Annotated in this window: 13 protein-coding genes and 1 pseudogene; 8 read left to right on the forward strand and 6 right to left on the reverse strand. The window is 68.8% G+C overall.

Translation table 11 applies throughout. The annotated features are described in order from the left end of the window. Positions 1-407 precede the first annotated feature (407 nt). Positions 408-1,556, reverse strand: a complete 1,149-nt coding sequence (locus tag C8E96_RS30115) for an NmrA family NAD(P)-binding protein (RefSeq protein WP_407642661.1) — start codon at positions 1,554-1,556, stop codon at positions 408-410. Positions 1,557-1,807: 251 nt separating this feature from the next. Here C8E96_RS30115 and C8E96_RS30120 point away from each other — a divergent pair, with 251 nt between their 5' ends. The 4 genes and pseudogenes from C8E96_RS30120 to C8E96_RS34545 all read left to right on the forward strand — a co-directional run. Beyond that, a complete protein-coding gene (locus C8E96_RS30120) occupies positions 1,808-3,562 on the forward strand; it encodes an FG-GAP-like repeat-containing protein (protein ID WP_166658168.1) in 1,755 nt (584 codons plus the stop codon). Between the two features lie 13 nt (positions 3,563-3,575). After that, positions 3,576-4,028: a HEAT repeat domain-containing protein gene (locus tag C8E96_RS30125; RefSeq protein WP_133794896.1), complete on the forward strand. Its 453-nt coding sequence runs from the start codon at positions 3,576-3,578 to the stop codon at positions 4,026-4,028. Positions 4,029-4,100: 72 nt separating this feature from the next. Then, positions 4,101-5,837: an esterase/lipase family protein gene (locus C8E96_RS30130; protein ID WP_091377297.1), complete on the forward strand. Its 1,737-nt coding sequence runs from the start codon at positions 4,101-4,103 to the stop codon at positions 5,835-5,837. A 174-nt stretch (positions 5,838-6,011) separates the two neighbouring features. Next, positions 6,012-6,461 (forward strand): annotated as a pseudogene (locus C8E96_RS34545) (amino acid transporter); the annotation flags it as partial. A gap of 30 nt (positions 6,462-6,491) precedes the next feature. Here C8E96_RS34545 and C8E96_RS30140 read toward each other — a convergent pair. After that, positions 6,492-7,790, reverse strand: a complete 1,299-nt coding sequence (locus C8E96_RS30140) for a TetR/AcrR family transcriptional regulator (protein ID WP_091377294.1) — start codon at positions 7,788-7,790, stop codon at positions 6,492-6,494. Between the two features lie 249 nt (positions 7,791-8,039). Here C8E96_RS30140 and C8E96_RS30145 point away from each other — a divergent pair, with 249 nt between their 5' ends. Then, on the forward strand, positions 8,040-8,921 hold the full coding sequence (locus C8E96_RS30145) for a hypothetical protein (RefSeq protein ID WP_091377291.1): 882 nt from the start codon (positions 8,040-8,042) through the stop codon (positions 8,919-8,921). A 255-nt stretch (positions 8,922-9,176) separates the two neighbouring features. On the opposite strand, the gene C8E96_RS30150 is transcribed toward C8E96_RS30145, so the two are convergent. After that, positions 9,177-15,077: a DNRLRE domain-containing protein gene (locus tag C8E96_RS30150; RefSeq protein WP_166658169.1), complete on the reverse strand. Its 5,901-nt coding sequence runs from the start codon at positions 15,075-15,077 to the stop codon at positions 9,177-9,179. 235 nt (positions 15,078-15,312) lie between these two features. Between C8E96_RS30150 and C8E96_RS30160 the strand changes: the two genes are divergently transcribed. Next, positions 15,313-16,935 (forward strand): helix-turn-helix domain-containing protein, encoded by a 1,623-nt coding sequence (locus C8E96_RS30160; protein ID WP_091377285.1) that lies wholly within the window; start codon positions 15,313-15,315, stop codon positions 16,933-16,935. Between the two features lie 84 nt (positions 16,936-17,019). After that, positions 17,020-17,388, forward strand: a complete 369-nt coding sequence (locus C8E96_RS30165; protein WP_091377282.1) for an Imm1 family immunity protein — start codon at positions 17,020-17,022, stop codon at positions 17,386-17,388. A 45-nt stretch (positions 17,389-17,433) separates the two neighbouring features. Here the strand turns inward: C8E96_RS30165 and C8E96_RS33600 are convergent, their stop codons facing one another. Next, entirely contained in the window at positions 17,434-17,604 is a 171-nt protein-coding gene (locus tag C8E96_RS33600; RefSeq protein WP_166658170.1) for a hypothetical protein, read from the reverse strand. A gap of 674 nt (positions 17,605-18,278) precedes the next feature. On the opposite strand from C8E96_RS33600, the gene C8E96_RS30170 reads away from it, so the two are divergent. Continuing rightward, entirely contained in the window at positions 18,279-19,871 is a 1,593-nt protein-coding gene (locus tag C8E96_RS30170; protein ID WP_133794902.1) for a hypothetical protein, read from the forward strand. A 1,886-nt stretch (positions 19,872-21,757) separates the two neighbouring features. On the opposite strand, the gene C8E96_RS30175 is transcribed toward C8E96_RS30170, so the two are convergent. Next, positions 21,758-21,967, reverse strand: coding sequence for a hypothetical protein (locus C8E96_RS30175; protein WP_091377274.1), 210 nt, complete (start codon positions 21,965-21,967; stop codon positions 21,758-21,760). Positions 21,968-22,178: 211 nt separating this feature from the next. Next, entirely contained in the window at positions 22,179-22,364 is a 186-nt protein-coding gene (locus C8E96_RS30180) for a YegP family protein (protein WP_091377272.1), read from the reverse strand. Positions 22,365-22,871: the final 507 nt, after the last annotated feature.

A 22,871-nucleotide genomic window follows, 5' to 3' on the forward strand; every position in this document is an offset into this window, starting at 1 on the left:
GATCAACAGGCGCCGCGGGAGCACCCGGCTCCAATTCAAACGCCCGCCGACCTGGGAAAACTTCCAGGACGACGGGCGTTTCAATGGCCGTCGGGCTGACAGGATGTGAACCTGCGACCCCTTGACCCCCAGCGGCGTCCCGATCATGCGCTGACCTGCTGAAACAGAGAATCCGCTGGACAACATGGGACTGTTGAACAACGTTGAGCGCAGCTGACGCTGGATCAAGAACGCACCACGCTCCAGATCCGCTCCTGCTCTGCCTGCACCCTTACTCCGCCCCAGTTCGGCTGTATCAGCTGGATCGGCTGGGTCGCCCATGGTTTCGGCTGCTTGCCTGACACTCTCGATGTGCTATGCCCGGGCAGCAGGGATCGAATCCATGTCACCGTGTTTGGCCGTTCCGCTCAGCGGAAGTCCGCCGCGTGGTCTACCGCCCACTGCCGGAAGGAACGGGGCGGGGTGCCGGTTATGCGCTCCACCTCGTCGTTGACCGGCTCCGGATTGGCGAGCATCTCCGCCTGGGCGGGCACCACCGCCTCCACCAGCTCCGCCGGGTACCCGGCGGCCTTCATCTGCTCGACCGCCTCATCCAGTGAGACCTCCTCGAACCGCACCGGCCGTCCGATCGCCGCACTGATCAGCGCCACCTGCCGCTTCTGGGTGACCAGTTCCAGCCCGGTGATCACGGGACGGGTACCGAGAAGGGCATCCGTCGTCAATGCCTCAACGGCGACCGCGGCCATGTCCGCCTCATGGATCAGCGGGCGGGCCAGCCCCGCGAACGGCGCCCGCACCACACCGGTGGCGCGAACCTCGTCCGCCCAACCCAGCGTGTTGCTCGCGAACCCGGTGGGCCGCAACGCCGTCCACTCCAGACCCGATGCCTCGATCAGGCGCTCCAACTCCGTGTGGAACATCGTGATCGCCTCACCCGGCTCCTCCGACTTGCTCCCCACCCCCTCAGAAGACAGGTACACCACCCGCCGTGCGCGTTTCCCGATCGCGTCGATCACATCCGACGCGCCTTCAGCGCTCAGGAACGGCCACACCAGGAAGACCGAATCGACACCCTCCAAAGCCTCCTCCAGCGACGCGGGATCACCAAGATCGCCGCGCACCGCCCGCACACCCTCCGGGAAGTGCGCCTCCCCACGCACCAGCGCCCGCACGGGTATCCCCGCCGCGTGCAACTGGGCCACCACCGCACCCCCAACGTTTCCAGTCGCGCCGGTCACCAGAATCCTGGGCTGTGTCATCGGAAATCCCCCTGTCTCGCCGTTCGATGACACAACTCTCGTACATCGACCAAGGTCGAGGTCAAGCCACGTTTCACCGGTCCACACAGGACGCCCTGGAACCCCTGGCTGAAACTCGTCCACCGCCGCGCGATTTCGATACCCGCCGCGTGACCGAGATACCGGGAACATGCGAGTCGCGGTCCTCACTGATCCAACCTCCGAGGTCGATGGCCGCGAGTTGGGGGCGCGCAGGTCAGGGCGGTCGACGACGATGGTGCCGGTTGGCTCGTCGGCTCCGCCGAATCTGGCGAGCATGGGTTCGACGGCGCGCTCGGCGAGATCCTCGTGGTTGAGGTCGATCGCGGTGATGACGGGGGCCGTTCGAGCGTGTTCGGCGTCTTAGCAGATCGACGACCGAGTGAAAATCGCCCGTTCGGACGTATCCGATCGCGTAACAGGCGGAGCGCGCTGAGCGACCACTACTCAGTGGGATGCATATATGACCGTGTGCGATGGCCATCTCAGGATCGAATCAGGTACGGGGCCGGCTGGAGGTAAGGGTTCCCATGTCTCGCAACGACGATTTCGACGGCGACGGACGCGCGGAGTTGCTGGTGTCCAGCCCTTGGGGCATCGGGATCCTCGAGATGTCGGGCAGCACGTTCACCGCGCCGGTGATGGCGCCCAACGGCACCCGGTTCGGCGGCTGGCTGCTCAACACCGGGGACAACCGGTTCGGCCCCGTCGGGGACTTCGACGGCGATGGCCGGGCCGAGATCGTGTTCTCGAGCCCTTGGGGCATAGGCGTTCTTGAACAGCGGGGCAGCACGTTGGCACCGCTGATGATGGCGCCCAATGGCACGCGCTTCGGCGGCTGGAATTTCCAGTCGGGCGACAACCGCTTCGAGAAGGCCGGGGACTTCGACGGCGACGGGCGCACCGAGCTGCTCATCTCGAGCCCGTGGGGCCTCGGCGTGTTGGAGCTCGCCGGGTCGTCGCTCGCGGCTCCGATGATGGCACCTAACGGCACCCGGTTCGGCGGCTGGAACCTCCAGACCGGGGACAACCGATTCGGGCCCGTCGGCGACTTCGACGGTGACGGTCGGGTCGAGGTGTTCGTCTCCAGCCCTTGGGGCGTGGGGATTCTGCAACTGCAGGGCAACACGATGCGGCCGCTCATGATGGCGCCGAACGGGACGAGGTTCGGCGGCTGGCTGCTCAACACCCGGGACAACTTCTTCCGTATCGCCGCGGATTTCGACGGCGACGGGCGTGCGGAGCTCCTCGTGACCAGTCCCTGGGGCATTGGGATTCTCGAACTCTCCGGCGGAACCCTCTCGGCGGTCACGATGGCGGCGAACGGGACGCGCCTGGGTGGCTGGGTCGTCGACACGACGAACAACCGCTTCGGTCCGGCGGCGGACTACGACGGCGACGGGCGGGCCGAGCTGCTGATGAGCAGCCCGTGGGGAATCGGCACGCTCGAGCTGAACGGCGGGGCTCTCACCTCCCCGCTCATGGCCGCGAACGGCACGCGCGTCGGGGGCTGGGTCGTCGACACCACGAACAACCGGTACGGCCCGGCCGCGGACTACGACGGCGACGGACGCGCCGAGCTCATCGCCACCAGCCCCTGGGGACTCGGCGTGCTCAAGCCGACCGGCACGTCGGCGGGATCGCCGGTGATGGCCCCCAACGGCACCCGCTTCGGCGGCTGGAACCTCCAGACGGTCGACAACCGGTTCGGCGTCCGCCGGTCGTGCTTCGAGCACGTCGTGATCCACTTCAAGACGCTCGTCGCGCAAACCGCCGCCATCACCACGTTCATGGACACGCAGTACAAGGCGATGGAGGACCTGTTCGCCGACTACGGCATCGCGACCTACCGCGGGACGACCGAGGACCTGAGCGCCGACACGACGCTCGCGGGCGTGGTCGACCTCGACGTGGGCTCGTGTCTCCTCGGAGTCCCCACGGCCGAACACAACACGCTCTTCGCCCGGCGCAACGGCGCGGGCGTCAACGACATTGTCGTCTATGTCGTCCGGACCCTGACCAACGGCGCGGGATCGACGAACCTGCTCGGCTGCGCCACCCACCCGGCCAACCAGCCGGGGTGCGCGGTCGTACAGGCGAACGCCCGGTGGCTGCTCGCCCACGAGGTGGGCCACGTGCTCGGGCTCAGACACTGGGCCAACCCGCCCGCGACGAACAGCCAGTACCTCATGTTCCCCAACGTCGGTTGGACGGGCACGCCGCCGGACATCGTCCAGACGGAGGTCGCGACCATGGTGGACTCGGCCCTCACCCGGGCCTTCTGAGAGGGGTGTGGCGATGGCCATGAACATGCAGGAGATCCGGTCGCGGCTCAGCTCCATCGAGGGCGACGCGCAGATGTACGTCGACCTCGGTGACGACGAGGTCCCCCTGCTGGTGGAACTCCTCGACGACGAGGAGGCATGGATGGCGCAGCGAGCGGTGTACGCCCTCGCCAGGATCGCGACACCGGACGCTCTCGCCGCGCTCGAGCAGGCCAGCGACAGCAGCCGCGCGGAGGTGCGCGTCGCCTGCGCGACCAGTGCGAACCTGCTCCCATCGGAGGCCGCCGACCGAGTCCTGACCAAACTCCTGACCGATCGGGAGGTGGGAGTGCGAAAGTTCGCCGTCGAAAGCGTGACGCCCGACAACGAGGACAGCGTCCGACAGCTCGTGGCCGAGATGACCGACGCGGACGACGACGCCCTCAGGGCCAAAGCGCAGACCCGGGCGCGCGAACTCGGATACTGACCCACCCCAATCGCCCGGTAACTCCCCCTGCGGTTCGGCCGATGATGTGGGTAGAGCGATGCGGAGCGTGCCATGGCCCAGCCGTCCGATGACGTATCAGTCGTCCTGGTGCACGGAATCGGCGCGCAGGCGATAGGTGACACGCTCAGCAAGTTCCTCCGCGGCTTGGAGACCACCCTTGTCGATCGCCCGAACCTGATCCGCGTCGACGAGGCCACCGCGCGGGTGACTGTCGCGGACAAAACGGTGACGGTGCACGAGGCGTGGTGGGCCGACATCCTCGGCGGGGACACCGTGCGCGGCACGTTCCGGCCGCTCGACATCCATGTCCTGGCCTGGTTCCCGTGGCTCAACCTCAAATTCGCCGCCTACGCCAACCGGCCCGTCGTCCGCGCGATTCTCTGGACACTCGTGTTGGCGCCCGCGGCGGTGCTGATGCAGTTGACCGCCCGAGTGTGGCTCCCGGTCGCGTCCTTCTTCATGCGGATGAGGAGGGGCGACTCGACGGAGCGGTTCACGATGGGCCCGCTGTTCGACGAGGTGCTCGCCGATGTCGGCAACTACCTGGCCTCCGCCGGAAGGGCGACGCGCCCGGGATCGTCCGTTGCCGACGCCGCCGCGCGCATCCAGCAGCGGGTGATCGACGCGGTACGTGCGGCCAATCCGGATGGAACCCGGCGGGTGGTGGTGGTCGCGCACAGTCTGGGCACGGTGATCGCCTACCACGCCTTGGCCGGGACACTCGCGGCAAAGCCCGGCGCGGCCGTGCCCCTGCTGGCAGGCGAAGACGCCGAACGCGTCTCGCACCTGATCACCATCGGCAGCCCACTGGCGAAGATCCGCTGGATCTGGCCGATGCTGGTCTCACCCCATGCCAGCCTGGCGACACGCATCCCGAACTTGTCCTGGACGAACCTGCGCGACCGACTCGATCTCGTCGCGGGCAAGCTCCGCCACCAGACCACGTGGGGTCCGGTGCACGACATACCCTTGTTCGGCCGCGCATGGCTGGCCACCGCCCACACCGCCTACGAGCGCGACCCGGATTTCACCGAAGTCCTCCTGTCCGCCCTCGGCGTCGAGCGGCGGCCGACACACGAACTCTCGGTCGCCACCCGGGTGCGGTTGCTCGCGGTGTCCCTCGGATCCATTGCGGCGGCACTGTTCCTCGTCGTGTTCGCGCTCGCTGTCTCACTCGCCGCGTCCGCGGCGGTGCTGTTCGTCCTGGCAGGCTCATTCGCCCTGGCGACCGCGCTCGACGTGGCGGGTTTCGGCGCCGACGCGATCGACACCGGTTTCCGACTGGGATTCGTGCTCGCCCTCTACGGCTATCCGCTGGTGCTCGGGATCCTGCTTCCGTTCGGCTGGGGGCGGGTCGTCGCCGGATACGAGCACTACGCGTTCCGGTATGGACAGTGGCCGCCAGAATCGCCGAAGGAGGAGGTCGACGAGCCCGCACCCCCGGCCGCTGCTCCGTTGAGACTGCGGGACCGGATCTCGGGGTGGCTGCTCGTTCTGGCGCTACTAGCGGCCGCCCTCCCACTCGGTGTCGTCATCTACCAAGACGTCTCGCCGGGCACACCCGGACCGTTCGATCCGGGATTGAGCAGCGGCGCCCGCGTCGGCTATGTGGCCCTCGCGCTCTTCGAAGGAGCGCTCACCGAAATCGTGGTCGGCTTACTCCTCGCCGCACTCTGGGTGATCCTGTTCGAAGGGCTGCCGACGGTCTTGCGGGCATACCGCCGCTGGGTTCACGATGTGACCGTCCCGCCGCGCGCGGATGTCGCGAGCCCTATCGCCGACGCCTAAGCCAGGTCAGAGGGGGCGGACGTTCTCCGCTTGCGGCCGCCTCGGTGACCTCTACGGCCGCAAACGGATCTTTCTGCTTCAGCCGCCCAAGGGGGACAGCCCCGCGGGTGCGGGGAGCACCCGGACTTACCGCCTCAGGTCTTCGGTGTGGTGGGGACAGCCCTCGTGATCTAGCTGATCTCCCGGGTCTCGCGCACAACGGAACTGCGCGCCGAGCGCATCGAGTTCGACGAGACCGCGCGCCAGTTCGTCACCGACACCCTCGCCCACGACGGGCAGCTCACGCTCATCGCCAACAAGCGGCAGACCGGCGAAGCCACCGAATACCAGGAAAAGGAACTCGAACAGCGAGACATGAACCCCCTCCCCGGAACCGCCGACGTCCTGTTCCTCGAGATCGACGTCACCGACCCCTCACAGTTCAGCGGCGTCCTCTCAGTACGCGGCCTGGAAGTCGACGGCTACCGCATCCTGCGCGCCGAGAGCCCCGCCGTCCCCAACGCACTCGCCGCCATCCTCCTCGCCCTGCGCGACAGCACCGGCGTCCGCCCGCACTGCCACTTCGAATGGTCCGAAGGCAGCCCGCTGCACCACGTCTTCCGCTACCTCATCCTCGGCCAAGGCCCTGATCCGGTCTCAGCAGTGCCCCACGACTCATCCGCCGTCGTCGTCACGAACGAGCAAGCCCCGCAAGCACGTCGCTCCGACGACGGCCGCATGGGTGAGTGGATCGTCATCGCGGCGGGTGAAACACCGCAGCAGCAGGTTGTTCGTCAGCGCGGCGGCCAAGTCGTAGGACGCGAGAGCGTCGTCGAAGAGTCCGTTCCGCTGGCCTGCCGCGATGACGGGCTCGATCAGACTGGGCAGATCAAGTTCACGTTTGACATGGATCGCCGTCTCGGGGGCGGTAGCGGTGTCATGTGCTACCACCATCAGGAATGCTTCCACATACTCGATATGGCGCACAGCGAAAGTCGCCAAGCGGCCGAGGAAACGTTTGACGATGACATCGGCTGTGATGCCAAGGGCGATGTCGTCCCCGACTTGCGACTTGAGCTCCTGGAAGGGCACGCGCAGGGCACTGACGACGATCATGGCCTTGCTGGGGAACAACTGCTTCAAGACGGGCAGCGGCACGCCTGACCGGACGGAGATGTGGACGAGCGTGGTCGAGAAATAGCCCCGGGCCGCGAACTCGACCCGCGCGGCGTCGACGACCGCGCTGCGCGGGTCCTCGGGCAGGCTGTCGGTCAGCGCGACCTCATAGGTCACCATGATCTCGTCGGCGAGCGGCCCCACCACGTCGTCGATGTGCTCATGGTTCTGGCCGGTGTCCACAATGGAGCCGATGAGCGCGACGACGACATCGCCGAAGAGATGGTCGGGCACGGCGGTCGGATCGGCGAGATGCCGCACGGCGAGGCCTTCGACCAAGGCCGTCAACGACACGGCCATCGACTCGGCGGTGAACGGCGCACGCAGCGACGCTCCCCAGCGAGCGAGGATGGCCTGATATGCCTTCATCCCGGCGTCGTCGTACGCCGCATAGGCTTGACGCAGCTTCTTCATCGCGCCGCGGTGCTCGCGCGCCAGAACGAGGGTGGCCAGCTGCGCCAGCGTAGCGGGATCCTGGCGCACTTGCTGAAAGTCCCAGGCACACACCGCCCTGATCGTCTGCCGCGGATCACCTTTGGTCTGGATGAAAGACTTCTCCACCATGTCGGTAAGGCTGCGCGTGACTCGCTCCGGCGCTTCCACCAGTGAAGCCAGAAGTTCATCGACGTAGCGGCCCTTGTCACCGAAGGTGGCGAAGAACGTCTTTTCGCTGACTCCCGCCCGCTCGGCTATCTCGGCGACATTGAGTCCCCGGCTCAAGACCTTGATCCCGTCTTCCAGCAACTGGGAAATCCCGGCAGCGATCAGTCTCGCGCGCGCTGGATTCGGATCGACCATCGGATGCCTCTGCTCGACAACGAGACCAGCCGATGGCTTGGGCCACCAGCGTCACCTACATCGCGCCCCAACCGGCAGACGTTAGTAATCGCTCACCCGCGGCGAAGGTGTTCACTCACTTGGGTTAGCGCGACCCGCAAGATCGCTCCGTTGAAGGCTCACCGGCCAAGCCCACAGACTCGGGTCACCCCAGGCGCGAACAACGGCTGTTCGCAACCGCCAGTCGGGCACAGATCAGGAGTCCTTGACATGAAACAACTCTCACTCGCCGTGCTGGGCGCGACCATGGTGGCATCGTTGGTCACGGCGACGCCGGCGTCCGCCGACGAGGCCGACCTGGTCACCACAGCGGAGACCAGCCAGGCGCTGTCGGCGACACCGGGCCTTCTCGCCGAGTCCGACACGGTCCTGACGACCGCGGACGCGGACTCCGCGGCAACCAGCACGGTGGACGGCACGACCCTCGACGTGCCGAAAGACGCGGGCGACGGCATCACCATCGACACCGCGGGCACCCCCGCCATCTCCGTGGAACTGCCCAACGCGGACGACGCGGCGACCGGGAATCTCGTCGCACCCGGCACCGTGGCCTACCCCGCCGACAACGGCACCTCCAACGCCGTGCAGGTCACCGAGGACGGTGGCGTTCGGATGCTGACGGTCATCGACAGCGCCGACGCCCCAACGGAATTCGCCTACAACATCACGGTCCCCGGCGGGGGCCGCGTCGCCCTGCAGCTCGAAGGAGGTGGGGCCGAGGTCCTCGACTCCGCGAACAACGTCGTCGCGCTCATCCAAGCGCCGTGGGCTCGCGACGCGGCAGGCCAGTCCATCCCGACGCATTTCACCACCGACGGCAGCGCGCTCACACAACACGTCGAGCACGCGGGTGCCACCTACCCGGTGACCGCGGACCCGTTCTGGATCATCGCGCCCACGGTGATCGTCGGGGCGTTCCAGGCAGCCGCCTATGCCTGCGGGCTTGGCTACCTGGCCGGTGCGGCGTGGCAGATCTTCTGGAACGGCTGGGTCTGGCAGCAGGTCCGCCGCGCGGGCCGCGAGGGCTGTGTCGAGGGGATGGTCGGCAGATTCGTCCCGTGGTCGAAGGTGCGAAACCTCATCAAGAGATGAGGTCGCGACCCTGAAGCCCGAGCCCTGCCGGACTCGGGCTTCAGGGGTAACACGCGCCGGTACCCGGAGAGAGGTCAGCACTGGTCACGCTCCGACCCCAATGCCTTTGGTACGAGCCCGGTGCCGCCACACACCTGCCTCAAACAGGCGTGGGGAATTCGCGGGTCAGCGGTCGAAGTTCCAGCGGCACTCGCCCCGCCAGAAAGCGGGCGGGGGCGGTCGCACGCGACCGCCCCCGCCCTCCTCACCCCCTCGTCACGACCAGCCCCACCACGGCAGACTCACGTACCTGGTCCATCCGTCGTAGACCGGCACCCACGCGCCGAACCAGCGGAACGCGTCGGTGTCCTCCCAGTACCGCTTCGACCACTGGCCCGGACGCAGCCACGCGGTCGGGCTGTCCCCGCACACCCGCCACCAACTGCACCGGTTCTTGGCGATCAGCACCGACCGCACACCCACGTTGATCACGATTCCGCAGATCTTGAAGATCCACCACCGCTTGCAGTCCCCGAGTCCGTCCACATCGGTGCAGTTGGCCGGGTTGCCGGAGCAGTAGTCGTACGGGTTGGCGCTGCCGCCGTACACCGGGTCGACGCTGAGGAAGCGCCCGGTGGTCGGGTTGTACACGCGCGCGCCCATCAGGACGAGACCGCCCGGGTTGTCCGCGGCCCGCTCGCGTGCGCCGAGCCAGCCGTAGCGCCGGGCGCCCGCGTCGGACGTCGCGCCGTACTGGTCGTACGCCGCGGTGTAGGCAAGACCGCTGCTTCCGTTGCCGACCACGCCCGCCACGAAGTCGCCGTGCAGGTTGGTCAGCTGCCACGTGATGCCCGCCGCGCTCGACCAGGTCGCCACCGGCGTGGCCGTGCCGGGCACCATCCGGGTGCTGACGCCACCGCCCTCATCCGTCCACAGAGGACTATCACTGTCGGAGCCGTAGTGGTGCTTGCGAGTCACCGTTCCGTCAGTCCACGACCGCACGCGCGAGACGCCCACGTCCAGAGTGAACGTGCTCGTGCGCGAGCCCTGGGTGATCGACTTCGCCATGTCGTTGCCGTGGTAGGCCACCGCGATCTCGCCGCCCGCCGCGTCCGCCGCGGGAACCGTGGTGGTCCGGCCGAGCGCGTCGTAGGCGTAGCCCGGCCCGGTGACCCGGTCCGCGCTGTCGTAGGTCCACGTGCGCGACCCCGACGCCGTCGTCGTTTGGCACGCCCCTTCCGCGGCGGGACCGAACGTGGTCAGCCCCGTGCGGTTGGCGTCCGCGTCGAGCGCATACACCCGGGACACGCACCCGGTCGCGTCCTTCGTGCTGTCGGTGACGGTGCGGCCCGCCTTGTCGAACGCCGCGGTCTGCGTGCCGAACGACGACGTGGTCAGCGCCCGCTGCGAGTGGGCGTTGAGCACCGCGCTCTCCGTCCACAGGGTGCAGTCCGCCTGGCCGCAGCCCGGCCGCTCGTAGCGAACCGAGGTGGGCACATCGTTCGCCGCGTACCCGCGGGTGACGACCACACCGGTGGGCCAGGTCTCCCGCACGAGACGACCATCTGCGTCGTGCTCCGCCTGGAACTGCCCGGCCTGGCTGTCGTGGGCTCCGGTCACCAGACCGCGCGCGTCGTAGGTGTACGAGCGCACCGCCTTGCCGTCGTCCACTCTGGACACCCGGCCCGCCGCGTCGAACTCGGTGCGGGTGGTGTTGCCGTCGGCGTCGGTGTAGGCCGTGACGCGGCCGAACGCGTCGTACGCCTTGGTGACCGCGCCGCCGTCGGACTCGGTGCGCAGCGGCAAGCCGCCTGCCTCGTCGTAAACCGTCCGCGTGACCGGCATCCCGGTGACGGATACCGCCGACAGCCTGCCCGCGGCGTCGTAGGCCTTGTCCGTGACCCGCAGGACACCCGCGCTGGTGCGCTCGGTCAGCGTCCGGACCTGGTTGTACAGGTCGTACGTCGTCACGGTCACCGGGACCTCGGGTCCTGTGGCGGCCTGCCCACCCGGCCCGGTGCGGCACACGAGCCCGGCCCACTCCGGCCGGTTGTCGCACTCGGTGGCGCCTGCCCCGGTGCCGGACCGGTAGTAGAGCGTCACTCGGGTGTCCGGCGTCGCGGTAGAGCCCGCGCCGCCTGCGACGGTGCGGCTGGCGATGCGGCCGTCGGCGTCGTACGCCGTGCGGGTGACCAGGTTCAGGCCGCCGGGATCGACGGTCTGCCCGGTCTCCGCGCTCGTCGTCCAGTCGTATTCGGACTTGGTGACCCGCAGGTCCGCGTCCCCCTCGGCGTGGCGCACGCCCGTCGTGGTAGTCGTGGGCAGACCGGGGGTCTGGCCCTGCGGCGCGCCCTCGTCGTAGGCGACGTGGGTGCGGACACGGCCGGTCACCGTGCGCCCGTCTGGCAGTGCCACCGGGTGCTCCGGCCCCAGCGTCTCCACCGGGTTGTTGCCCGCGGTGTAGGTGGTCACCGTGGACAGTCGGGCGGCGAGCGCGGCCTGCTCGGACGCGGTGGCCAGGGCGGTGGCACGGTTCGCCGCGGTCAGCGAGCGCACCGCGTTTCCGCGGGCGTCGTGCCACGTGGTGGACGTGTGCCCGCCCGGCGCGACGGTGTTGACCGCGCGGCCATCGGCGTCCAGGTAGGTGAGCGCGGCCTGCGCGAAGGAACTCGGCAGGGTCCCTGCCGCCTGGTCGCCGTCGGGCACCTGGGTCGGCGGGAACACCGCGGCCGCCGTCACCGGCGACTCCTGCTGGCCCCAGCGGCTGGTCTGCGCCGTGGACAGGTCGTGCGGCGCGCCCGCGCCGGACACCGCAACCCGGTACACGACGGTCGTCTTCGCCTCACCCGCCGGGCCGGTGCGCGACACCGCGGCGAGCCTGCCCGCGCCGGCGTCACCGGGCACGGCCGTGTAGCTCAGCCGCCACGGCGCCTGCGCGGGCGGGGTGATCACCGACAGCAGCCCATCCTGGCCGTACTCGTATACCTGGGCGACCTGACGCGTGGTGCCGCCGTCGGTCCAGTCGAGCCGCGGGTCCCGGGCCGACCGCAGCCTGCCCGCCGTGTCGTACGCGTAGCGCACGAGCACGACCGTGGCCATGCGACCCGCGTCGGGGTCCCACGCGGTGAGCGAGACCTGGCTGAGCCTGCCCGCCCGGTCGCCCCACTGCTCGGCGGTCGCAGTGCTCGCGCCCGCGTAGGCGAACTCGAGCGCGCGGCAGCCGCGCACCAGCCCGGCCGCGCAGGACACGCCGGCGGGCACTGGGGCGAGCACCCTGGTCGGGCGCAGCATGGACACCCCGTCGACGGTGGCTTGCTCCCACGAGTACGCCGTGGCGCCCGCGGAGCCGTCCGCGGTGGCCGAGGTGGGCATGTACTGCCCGCTCGGCGCGCCCGCGGGCCGGGTGAACGCCGTGCTCGTGCCCTCGGTGTCGCGCAGGGTGTAGGCATCGGTGGCGGACTTGTAGGTCAGAGTCAGGTTCTCCGCGCCCGGCTGCGGCGCGAAGGTCGCCCCGCTCGCGTCCGATGTGGACTGGGTGAACCCGATCGTGCCGCCCTTGGCCAGGTCGACCTGGACCAGAGTGCCCGACACCGTCACCTTGGTGTAGCTGTTGGCGACGGTGAGGCTCGAGGTCCAGCCCGGTCCGAACATCGGGTCGAGCCCGTCGGCCTGGCGGGTCGAATAGGTACGGGTGACGCCGACGTTGCTACCCGCGGCCACGTCGGTGTGCGAGACGGAGAAGTCGCCAGTGACCAGGTTGACCGTGCCGGGGCCGACCTCGCTGGTCGCGGCGGTGCCCTGGTCGCGGTCGAAAGTGAAGCGGGCCGCGCCGGACGTGCCGCCTCCGCTGAAGGCCGCGCGCACCTGGACCGGGCCGTCGGCCGCGGTCCCGCCGCCCGCTCCCAGGGTGCGGGCGACGTCCCAATTCACCTTGGTGGTCGTGCCATCCGCGGCGACCGGGGCAGGCCAGGCGACCGCGCCGCCGCCCGCGGCGATGGTGACGTCTCCGGCCGGGATGGTGCGCCAGTCGTCCGTGTCGGCCCGGCGCCAGTGGTAGGTCACGCCGGTCGCGCCAGCGGGCGCTTGGCCCTGCAGCGAGCTCGTGCCCGCGACGACGTCACCCGCCGTTGGCACCAGCACGGCCGCCGTCCCGGCGTAAAACGCGTACGCCCTCGTGGGCGAGAGGTTGCCCGCCCGGTCCTTGGCGCGCACGAACAGGGTGTGCGGTCCGTCGCCCGCCGGGGTGACGGTGACCGAGGCCGCGCCGCCCAAGGCGGCCACTTCGGCAGTCGGCGGGTTGGTATCCAAGCCGTGCACGAAGCCGACCACGTCGGCGGTGCCCGCGGCGCCGAGGCTGAACGTGCCCGGCTTGCCCGCGCCGCCCGACCACTCGCCCTCCGGGTATTCGGCGGAGGCCGCGGTGGGCGTCGCCGCCGGGGCGGTCGTGTCGACGGTGAACTCGCACCACGCCGACCACGGGGAGGTGTTGGTGCCGTCGGTGGCCCGCGCGCGCCAGGAGTACGTGCCGCCGTCGGCGAACGCGCCCGCGGCAACGGTGGCCGCCACAGTGGCGCCCGCCGCCGCGCCGACGGTGGTGCCGCCGATCTTGGCGCCGTTGGTCACCCACCACTCGAACTCGGCGGTGACGGTCGCGGTGTCCGGGTCGGACACGGTGGCCGACAGGCGCGGCGTGGCGGACGAGGTGAATGGCCTGCCTGAGCCGATCACGCAGCCGCCAGTGCTGGGCGTGGTCGCCGGGGCCGATACCGAGGGCGCCGCCGCATAGGTGACCGTGACCCGGGGCATGACGGCCGAACCGCCCTGCAGGGACCGGAACTGCTTCCAGTTGTCGGTCTCGTCGGCGGCCTTGACGCCCATGTACGCCTTGGCCACGCCCGCCGTGGCCGCCCGCTGGAAGAACGCCGTCGCGTCGACGCCCACCCAGTTGTCGTCGCAGGTGGTGCTGTAACCCTTGGTCTCGGTGGAGGTCGCCTCCCGCGTCAGCAGCGCGGGCTGGGACGTCCAGTGGATCGGGTTGCTGTAGGGCGCGACCGTCCAGATCTCCCAGGCCGCCGCGGTGCACGAGGCCGACCAGAAGTTCCAGAACTTCAGGCTGGCCGAGGTGATCCGGCCGTGGGCGAACGCACTGGTGTCCCACTGCAGGAACGACCGGGCGATCACGCCGCCGCCCTTGCCCAGTTGCAGGTCGTTGGCGCCGGAGCGGTCGACGGTGTCGTTCTGCTTGACGTAGGTGTCCGACGTCGGATTGATGGTCACCGACGGGTCAATGGTCACCGGGTACTGCGTCTCCGGGCTCGACAGCCACGCGGCGTCGCCCTCGAGAGCGAGGTCCACCCCGCCCGCGCGGGACTCCGCCGCAACGCCGAGCAGCTTTTCCCGGATCCGGCCGCCGTCGCGGCTGCCCTGGGCGTCCCACATCAGCGGCGTAGGCACCCGGCCGACCGGCGCGCCCGACGGGTCGACGATGGAGAGCGAGCCGGGACCGTCACCGACGAACTTCAGCGATCGGCTCACCAAGGGCAGCGTCAGCTTCGTGAGCTTGGCGGCCGCGGCGCGCGTGTGCACGACGAGGAACTGGTCGAACCCGGTGGAGGTGGCCTCCACGACCAGGTCGACGCCGGGGCGCACCGCGCGGTAGGTGGCGCGGGCCCCGTTCAGCACCGGCTCCGGCAGCGGACCGGACCAGCGCATCGATACGGTGTCCCCGGCCGCGTCCACGGTCGCCAGCGCGTGCTCGCCGGCGCCCGCCCTGCCGGACAGCTTCAGGCCGCGCGGGTGCGCGGCGGGCACGATGGCGCCGTCGGGTGTCTTGCGCAGGGTCAGGTCGGCGGGCACCCAGCGATCACCCTGCCGCACCCGGGACGGCCCGGCCGTCACGTCGGCGGTGAGCGTGCCGTCCGGGTTTGCCCACACGGTGGTGTTCTCGGACGCCGCAGAGGCCACCTCGATCCGCTTGCCGCAGAAGCGGGCGGTCGACCGCGCGGCCGCCGCGTCGGGCCGGGCGTCTGGGCAGGTTGCCGGTGCGGGTTGCGGCGCGGCCGGGGCCGCGGCGGCCAGGGGCCCGGGGCCGGGTACCTGTCCGCTCAAGGCCAGCGCCGCCACCACGGCGACAAGCAGCGGACGGCGGGCATAGGCCCGCCGACTGGTTGTTCTCATGTTCCGGAGTCCCCCTCATGGTCGTTGCGCGGAGCGGTGGCTCACGCGGCGGCGGGAGCATCGCCGATCACCGCCAGCCCCGGCAAGGGCTTTGCCGCGACGAGGGACGGTGGGACGATTTCAGTGCGCTGACCAGCGCGAACACGCCTAGTTGGGACAGTGCGACGACCTGTCTGACGGGGTGTGCATACTGTCGCCGTCCGCGCGGGCGCGCGGCGTGGATGGGGGAGCAGTCGTGTCACGGTCGGACGACAGATCCGCGCTCGCGGACCTGCTCGCGCAGCTGAAGGACCGCAGCGGTCTGAGCTACGCGGCGCTGGCACGCAAGACCAACATCAGCCGGTCATCGGTGCACCGGTTCTGCAGCGGTGCGGGCCTGCCGCCCGACTTCGGCACGGTTGAGCGGATCGCCACCGCGTGCGGGGCGAGCAAGGCAGACTTGGACTCGCTGTACCGGCTGTGGTCCCATACGGCCCAGTCGCCCGCCGAGGAGCCCCTGGCTGAGGCGACCGAACCCACTCCGGGCACGCCCGAGCCGGGACCGTCCGTCGAGGCGCCCGCCGCCCCGCGGTCCCGGCACGGCGCGGTGCGCTGGATCGCCGCGGCGGCCGCTGTCGCGCTGGCGGTCCTCGCGCTCGCGGTGGTGGGCACGAGCGGGGGCGAGCCGACCGGTCCCGCCGAACCGACCGCCGACAGCGCGCCGCCGTGGACGCAGGCGCCCGCGGCGGTCTCTCCGCACTTCTTCGGGGTGACGATCAACAGCTCCACCGGCGCCATGCCGACCTTCCGGGTGGGCGCGGTCCGGCTGTGGGACAGCCGCACCCGGTGGGCGAACCTGCAGCCCCGCCGCGGCCAGTTCGACTGGTCGATCCTGGACCGCCTCGTCGCGGGAGCCCAGGCGCAGGGCCTTCCCGTGCTGTTCACCATCGGCGGCACCCCCGAGTGGGCCGCGCCGACGAGCCCGCGCTCGACCTATGCCGACGGCTCCCGGACTGGTCCGCCGGACGATCTGGCCGACTGGGACGCCTTCATCCGGACGCTGGCCGAGCGGTACCAGGACCGGATCCAGGCCTACGAGCTGTGGGTCGTCGCCAACGACAGCCGCTTCTTCAGCGGCGACCCCGCGACTCTGGCCGAGATGACGGCCCGGGCCAGCAAGATCATCAAGGCCGTCGACCGGCGTGCCGCGGTCATCTGCCCCTCCATGGGCAGGCTGTGGGAGAACGAGGGCCGCACGTGGTTCGAGCGCTTCGCCGCGACCCGCGCCTACGATCACTGCGACGCGGCCGGGGTGAAGCTGCACCAGCGGCAGGCGTCGGACCCGCCGGAGACGCTGGCGGAACTGATCACCCTGATCGACCGCACGTTCCACAAGGCGGGCATACACCCGAAGGTGTGGAACACGGGGACGAGCTACGAGACGGCGCTGGCCGCGCCGCTGGACGAGGACACCGCGGCCGACCACGCCGTGCGCTTCTACCTCGCGGGCCTGTACGGGCAGGTCAACCGGATGTACTTCTACAGTTGGGGCGGGGTGAAGCTGCCCATCGTCCTGCAACGCGACGGCGGCCCCCCGACCCGCGCCGCCCTGCACGTCGAGGAGCTCCAGCGCTGGCTGCGGGACGCGGCGATCGAGTCGTGCGGGCACGGGACCGGGTACGGACTGCCCGCATCGGTGTGGCAGTGCCGATTCCGAGGAGCCGACGGAAGGCCGTTCCTCATCGTGTGGGCAGAGCGCGGGTCGGCTCGGATGCCCGCGCCGCCGGGTGTGCGGGAGATCCGCCACCTCGACGGGACGACGACGGCGCAGGCGGCGGATCTCCCAGTGACGACCCGGCCGATCCTGGTCACGCTCTGAGCCCGGCAGCTCCGTTGGGGGGGGACCGCGGCGATCAGCGCGACTTGAGCGACGGCAGGCGTTCCCGGGTGGTCCGCGACCCAGTTGATCTCGCTGCTGCGGTCGCGCGGAGTCTCGATCCCTGGGGACGACGTCGACCACCTCATGCACGTCCTGACCACCACGGCCCCGTTCGGCGCCACCCTCCGAACCACCGACGGCGGTGGCGTCGCCAGCGAACTCGTCGTCGGCATCCACGACAACCGGGGCGCCCTCTACTACAGCGACGACACCGGCTCCTGGTACACCCACGGCCCCACCCCCGACGACCACGGCCCGGTCTACGCCGAGGTCGACTTCCCCGACCACAGCGAAATTCCCGCCGCCGACATCCGGGCCGCGCTCACCGAGTACGTCCACAAACAAGCTCGGCCAATCGGCGTCACCTGGAAGCAGGACCCATTCGCCGGCTGAGATCGTCACTCCCGCCGCCGCAGCGCATAGCCGGGAACGAGTTTGTCAACCATGACCGGTCTGAGCCGCGCGAGCTGGGCCAGTTTCGTCATCGACGAAGGCGAACGTGTCCAGCAGGGCTTTCGCGCCGGGACCGGCCGGGCGGACCCCGTTCTGGTAGTCGCGGTAGGCCGCCATCGTGAGCTCGCGGCGGTGGGCCTGCTCCTCAACGACCATCTCGGCGTGGAAGTTGGCCTGGGAGCCGCCGGGGCGGTGGACATAGCCCTCGGTGGTGGCGACCGAATGTGCTTGAGGTTGATCTTCGCCGCGAACAGACCCTGCGGGCGGTGCGCGAGTTCGAGGGCGAGGGCGAGGGCGAGGGCGAGGGCGAGGGCGAGGGCGCGACGCAACATTCGCGCGTTGACGGGTCCGGCGGGGATCGACTTGAGACCGAGCCGCGTACCGGCCGGGCTGTTGACTCACCTTCGGAAGATGTTGAACCGGGTGAGGAACTCGAACCTGCCGAAGATCGAGGACTCGGGCCGGAAGTGGGACACGCCCAATGTCAGTGCTCACGACCCAGCGCGGTTGTCCCGGGTGGTGCCGGAGAAGCCGCGGTCGATGTAGACCCGATCCGCTGGCACCCCAGCGCTGCGAGCTGTTCGACCTGAATCTCGACGTCCGGATCGTTGGTCGAGCAGCGCGCGTACCCGCCCTACTGTCCCTGCATGACCCCGGATGTCCGGATAGGGCCCCACAAGTTGGACGACACCCTGAACAGGCTTACGGAACATCCCGACCAGCGGTCGGGTGCGCCTAGCGCGGTGTTCCGGTAGAGGATCCACCACCGGAACACCTCCAACCGGGTGCCGGTTGGCACCCCGCGTAGGCGATGATCCACAGTTGAACGGGTGAGCGACTCGCAGACGCCGCCCGTCCTGGACGGGCTCAGCCAACTGGAAAAAGCAGTCATCGACGCCGCCCGCCGAGGAACTTGGGCACAGCCCGACACCGAGCTGGAGGCCGAGCAACTCGCCTCAACCGAGGACCTGGGATTGCAGGTACGTGCCGAGCTGATCCGCGAACTGCTCACGGGGCGCCGCGGCGAACTCGATCCCCGCGGCGTGCTCATCCGGGGTGTTCGGGTGCTCGGCCTACTAGACCTGGACAACGTCAACGCGGTCACCGGCCTCGCTCTGGACGGCTGCGCGCTGCCGGACGGCCTCACGTGCAGGCAGGCCCAACTCCACCATGTGGACATGCGCTACAGCATGCTCTCGGCCCTGAACGCCCACGGCGCCCGCATCGACAGCGACCTGATCTTGAGCGACGCGCACATCACCTGCACCAGCGAGGACGGCGCCCTCCGACTCCTCGGCGCGCACATCGGCGGCCAACTCGGCCTCGACCGCATCACCATCACCAACACCACCGGCTCCGCCCTACACGCCGACGGCGTCCGCGTCGACAGCGACCTGTTCTTGGACGACGCCCACATCACCTGCACCAGCGAGGACGGCGCCCTCCGACTCCCCGGCGCGCACATCGGCGGCCAAGTCGGCCTCGACCGCATCACCATCACCAACACCACCGGCCCCGCCCTACACGCCGACCGCGCCCGCATCGACAGCAGCCTGTTCTTGCGCGACGCGCACATCACCTGCACCAGCGAGGACGGCACCATCCGGCTCCTCGGCGCGCACATCGGCAGCCAGGCTGACCTGGCACGAACACAGTTGACCAACGAGTCGGGCCCCCTGATGAAGCTGATGGAGACCCACGTCAGCGGCCCACTGTTCCTGCCTGCCACGCTGGTGTGTCCGCGATCCCGACTCGAAATCGGCGACCGACTCTGCCCCGACAGCACGCGTCGGATGGTCGTGGGAGGGCTGGTGTTCTCCCAGCTCGGGGACATCTCGTGGCGGCAGTGGCTGCACCTGCTGGTTCACCACACTCCCGAGTACCGACCCCAGCCCTACCAGCAACTCGCCGCCGTGGAGCGCTCCGCGGGGCACGACAACAACGCCCGCTTCATCCTCATCACCCAGCAAGACGACCTCCGCCGCCGCGTCCCCGACGCATTCGGCGGCCCTGTGGCTCGGTGGCGGCACTGGCTGTGGGGCTGGCTGGGCCGCTACGGCTACCGCGCACAACGCCTCGTCACAGCCCTGCTCATCGTCCTGACCCTCGCCGGAGCCACCGGCTACACCGCCGGCGAGATCACCACCCGACCCGACCACCACACCGCCGAACGCGTCCAACCACCCACCACCCCCGCCACCGCACCCGGCATCCCCTGCTCCACCGCCGAACTCATCGGCCTCGGCATCGACCGCGGCCTCCCCCTAGGCGCCACCGGCCTACGCGCACGCTGCGACCTCGACACCACAACCCGCTGGGGACAAGCCTTCACCTACCTGCTCTGGACACTCCAAGCCCTCCTGTGGGCTCTGGCCACCCTCACCATCGCCGCCTACACCGGCCTCATCCGAAAAACCACCTGACCATGCCCCGACAAGCCCCAGATCCGAAGTCCGGTGACACCCGACTGACGTACATCAGCGGGTCTGATCAATGAAGACCAGGCGGCGGCGGTGGGCGAAGCGGAACAGCGACCGCAAATGAGGTGAACGCGCCCGCGCGGCGGTGCCCCCGCTGGCTGTCGAGCACGTCGATGACGTCCTGCTCGGTAACCTCGCGCAGGTGTCGGTAGGTGCCCGACCAAGTCGTCAGGCACGGCTGGACCCGTCCGAAGTCCGAAGTAGGTGTAGAGGGTGCTGCGCGACCGTGGCCTGGCCCGGTCTCCACCGGCGTGGAGTTCCATCAGCCAGGCGCGGATCGAGCACCGCAGCGGCCAGCATCGTGGAAACGAGGGTGGGCAGTGCAGACCGAACCTTGCTGAGACGAACGGGAACGCCCTCCGCCTGGCCGAGAACACCATGCAGAGCAGCGAGCAATGTGCCCGGCATCGCTCGCTGCGCCCCTCCCAGCCAGAAAAATTGCCCGGCGGGCTCGACGTGCCGCTTGCTGCGCGGGCATCGGGTGGCACCTAGCGCGGGTCGAGCTACTGGCGAGCCAGTCTCGTCGAAGTACGCCTCGGTGGCGCGGCGGATCCGTGCGAGTCGCTTCGACACGGCGCTGTGGTCGATCGAACTCACAGGTCACCCATGCTGGTCGGCAGGCAAGTGCGACGAGTCGCGCACCTTCGCCGCATCGTCCGGAGCGAACCCACTCACACCGAAGGACTCACGCGGCGACCATGTCGTCCTGATACCGGCCGTCGCCGAAACCGAGCATCGGCGTGCTGATGACCGTCTGCGCCGCACCAGGACTGCTCGCTCAGGACCAGCGCCGCAGGGTCGTGCACCTCTACGACAACGTCGATGCTCACCTTGACCCGCCGCGGCTGAGAGTCACCCATCCAGCGAGCAAACGGCGACCGGATCCCGCGGTTCCGAAGATCGACAAGTCGCCCGGACATCTCCTGCGTGGTCGTCTGCGCGTCATCACAGTCAACCGACATGAACGGCCCTGTCCGGCCCCCGATGGCCCATGGCGGCGTCTACCGGCGTCAACGACAGCCAATCGGCGATGTACCGGTTTCTGGTCGTACAGGTCTGACCAGGGCGAATAGCAGCAGTTCAGGTCGGTCGGGAAAGTTCGCCCGATCGGTAAGATCGACTACGACCCCTCAACGAGATCAACGGACACCGCAGGAGGACCCGGCTCCAGTTTCGCTCCATACCGGCCGGTAGAAAGATCTATGCGTCCACAAGGGACGATCAACAACGTAAGTGTCGTTCAATATCAAAACACCCGCCGACCTGGGTAAACTTCCAGGAAGACGGGCGTTTCGATGACCGTCGGGCTGACAGGATTTGAACCTGCGACCCCTTGTTCTAATTCGGGTCCAATCTGACCTGCGGATTCTCGGCCCAAACACGCTCTGACCTCGAAAAACGTTGTTGACCGTTGTGGTCGTTTTACGCCCTCTGCCGGTGGCATGTTGTGCAAATGTTGAACGGGTCTGTCCTTTGTGGACACCCACAGGGAGGGGGCTTCCTGCCATCCCGTCGACCTGGCTTCAGCCCGATCGCGCCGTGTCAAGGGGGCACCTGCCGCCAAGAGTGAGGTTACCGCGGACTGCCCCCTTGACGCGGTGTGATAGCCCTCGGGAGGTCGTCGGGATGGCAGGAAGCCACCGACGAAACGTGAGATCACGTGCTCGCCGACCATCCTGGAGACCTGCCGCGCGGCGAGCGCTGTCCTTGCCATTGGCTGCTGTACAGCAAGCTGCCGCTCCCGCAGCTATAAGTCCCATCGGCTGGGCGATTCAGCATGCCCACTACTGAACCGTTTCGTGGATGTTGTCCCGTGATGCCGTCGGTCGCTAGCGGTCGTACCCGCCCGGCGACTCGGGCACGATCACGGCGGTGTCCCAGCTTCCGGGCGCGTATGTCGCGATCGGAAACGAGTTGGTGGAAAACTGGGAGGTCATCACCGTGAGATGTCCATCCTTGATCAGGAAGCCGTGCCCGTCCTGATGTGACGTCGTCTTACCCCTGTGCGTAACGTCAAGTGCCATGTCGATTCCCTTCATGTGACGCGATCATTGCTTGGTGAGGTGGTCCTTAGTGGACACCCACTGGGAAGTCACCGACAAACGTGAGATCACACGCGCGCTGACCATCCTGAAGACCTGCCGCGCGGCAGGCGCATTGTGGTACTAGTGTCACCGGATGGTCCTTGCGGGTCCGAGGTGGTTGAGACACCTCGGACCCGCAAGGACCTCTCGCGTTCGGTCGAGCGGTCTACTCGACGATCTTGCCCCCTCCCGCCTGGTTGATGATCGTCTGCGCCGACGTGCGCGCGTCCGACTTATTGATGTAGGTCTCGCTATGAGCGAGGACATTGCCGTTGCTGGAGACGATTCGGAAGAACCATTGCCCGGACGTCGCCTTGAGGATGCGGAAGGTCATGTCTTCGTCTTCTTTCATCAGTTACACGACCGTTATCGGACCGTGTTGGTTCCCATTTTTAGCACTCCCACTCTGTGAGTGCAAGCAGATGCGGCGCTCCAAACCACTAGATGTAGTGCCCGTAACGGACCGTGCACCCACATATTGAAGGCGTCAGAGCTGTCGCGTGCCGCCTACCAGTACTTACACTGATGTAGTTCGCTCTAGAAATTATGCTAGATATCGCTCTGCGTAGCCAAAACGGCAGGCCAATTCATCCGTTTGGCGGTTGCTTCAGAACCCGAATGCAATTCGTTACTGGTCGGTATTCGAACAATGTTGTGCGATTCGGTCTGGCTGGGCTGTACCAATGGGCCTAACCGCGATGTGCGTGGGGGCCTACGTTGGGTCTTACACAGCCCAGGCGGTTCGGCATGCGCGGCACGCCTTCAGTCCGCCGCCCGCGTGGGGCCGGTCCGGAGGACCCAGGCCCCACGCTTGGGCGAGCGGTAGAGAATCAGCGTGCCTGCGGGCGCCCGCAGGGCG

The organism is Actinokineospora alba, from assembly GCF_004362515.1.
GTDB lineage: Bacteria > Actinomycetota > Actinomycetes > Mycobacteriales > Pseudonocardiaceae > Actinokineospora > Actinokineospora alba.